Below are 1,835 nucleotides of genomic sequence, written 5' to 3' on the forward strand. Positions count from 1 at the left end.
GGGATAACGTGCATCTCTTGCGCCTTGACCTTGCGGGCGAGCGTGGCGCCGACGCCGTGGAAGAAGGGATCGCCGGAGGCGAGCACACAGACGTTCCTGCCGGCGAGCGCCAGCACGTCAGCCATCTCGGCATCGAACGGAACCGGCCATGGGCGCGGCTCGCCCTTGGCGAAGGAAGCGACAAGGGCGAGGTGCCGCTTGCCGCCGAAGATGATCTCAGCCTGGGCAATCCGCTGCTTGGCCTCGTCGCCGAGACCCGCTAAACCGTCCTCGCCGATGCCGACGACTGTCAGCCAGGCGGCTCGCGATTGACGCTCAGCAGGCATAATGACCCACCGTATCCTGATCCTCGGCGGCACCACCGAAGCGCGGCAACTGGCCGGAAAACTGGCGGCGCGTGCCTCGGTCACACTGTCGCTGGCCGGCCGCACCGAAAGCCCGGTCGCGCAAGGCGTGCCGGTGCGAAGCGGAGGCTTTGGCGGCGCCGACGGGCTGGCCGCTTACCTCACGGAAACGGCCACCGATCTGCTGATCGACGCCACGCATCCCTATGCGGCGCAAATCTCCGCCAATGCCGCACAAGCCGCGCGCATGGCCGGCGTGCCGATCCTTGCCCTGCGGCGTCCCGGCTGGGAGCCTGTCGAAGGCGACCGCTGGACGTTGGTCGGTACGGTCGGCGATGCCGCGCAAGCGCTTGGACCGGCGCCGCGCCGCGTTTTTCTGGCACTGGGCCGGCAAGAGGTTGCGGCTTTCGAAGCAGCGCCCCAGCACCACTATGTCATTCGCAGTGTCGATCCGGTCGAGCCGAAGCTGGCCGTGCCCGACGCCGAATATCTGTTGGCCCGTGGCCCGTTTCGCGACGCGGAGGAACGCGCGCTGCTCGAAAGGCACCGCATCGATGTCGTGGTGTCCAAGAACAGCGGCGGCGAGGCGACCTTTGGCAAGATCGCCTCGGCGCGGGCGCTTGGCATCGAGGTGGTCATGATCCGCAGGCCTGATCTGCCGGACGTGCCCTCGGCTGAAACCGTCGAAGCGCTGGCCGCCATTGTCGATCGATTTGGGATCGATCATTTTGTCCGTCCCGTGGACGAGCGCGGCGTGTAGACCAGCGCCGGCTTCTCCGTGCGCTTGATAATCCTGGTTTCCGGCGAGCCGATGATGATGCAGGTCGCCATGTCCGCCTTTTCAGCCTCGACATCGGCCAGCAGGTAGACCTCGATACGCTCGTCCGGGCGACCGGCGGCGCGGCCGAAGATTACCGGCGTGGTGCCCGGCAGGATGGCGGTCAGGCACTCGAAGGCGCGGCCGAGTTGCCAGGGGCGGGCCTTGCTGATCGGGTTGTAAAGCGCGATGACGAAGCCGGCACCGGCCGCCGCCAGCAGGCGCAGTTCGATCAACTCCCATGGCTTTAGATTGTCGGAGAGCGAGATGGCGCAGAAATCATGGCCGAGCGGCGCGCCGATGCGGGCGGCAACCGCAAGCATGGCGGTGATGCCGGGCACCACGGCGACATCGACTGCGCGCCATTCGACCGGACCGGCCTCGATCGCCTCGCAGACGGCCGCCGCCATGGCGAACACGCCGGGATCGCCGCCGGAGACCACGGCGACGTCATGGCCCTCTGCAGCCTTGCTCAATGCGTCCTTGGAGCGGGCGAGTTCCTCGCGGTTGTCGGAAGCGACGCGGGTCTGGTCCGGGCGCAGGTCCAGCCGGTCGAGATAGGGTTTGTAGCCGTAAAAGAATTTCGCCTCGGCGACAGCGCGGCTGGCCTCCGGGGTGACCTGATCGGCATTGCCGGGGCCAAGGCCGATGACGATGAGACGGCCACTCATACC

At 67.3% G+C, this 1,835-nt stretch carries 3 protein-coding genes; 1 reads left to right on the top strand and 2 read right to left on the bottom strand.

Annotation, left to right across the window (positions count from 1 at the left end):
• Positions 1–326, bottom strand: a 326-nt coding sequence (locus EN884_RS34745) for an SAM-dependent methyltransferase (RefSeq protein ID WP_245492039.1), incomplete at its 3' end; no start/stop codon positions are given.
• A gap of 1 nt (position 327) precedes the next feature.
• Between EN884_RS34745 and EN884_RS34750 the strand changes: the two genes are divergently transcribed.
• Positions 328–1,104, top strand: a complete 777-nt coding sequence (locus EN884_RS34750; RefSeq protein ID WP_063168245.1) for a cobalt-precorrin-6A reductase — start codon at positions 328–330, stop codon at positions 1,102–1,104.
• Here EN884_RS34750 and EN884_RS34755 read toward each other — a convergent pair.
• A complete protein-coding gene (locus EN884_RS34755) occupies positions 1,068–1,832 on the bottom strand; it encodes a precorrin-3B C(17)-methyltransferase (protein ID WP_063168244.1) in 765 nt (254 codons plus the stop codon). The two genes, EN884_RS34750 and EN884_RS34755, sit on opposite strands and share 37 nt — an antisense overlap.
• Positions 1,833–1,835 lie beyond the last annotated feature (3 nt).

This window comes from Mesorhizobium sp. M7A.F.Ca.AU.001.01.1.1 (assembly GCF_004022735.1).
Taxonomy (GTDB): domain Bacteria; phylum Pseudomonadota; class Alphaproteobacteria; order Rhizobiales; family Rhizobiaceae; genus Mesorhizobium; species Mesorhizobium ciceri.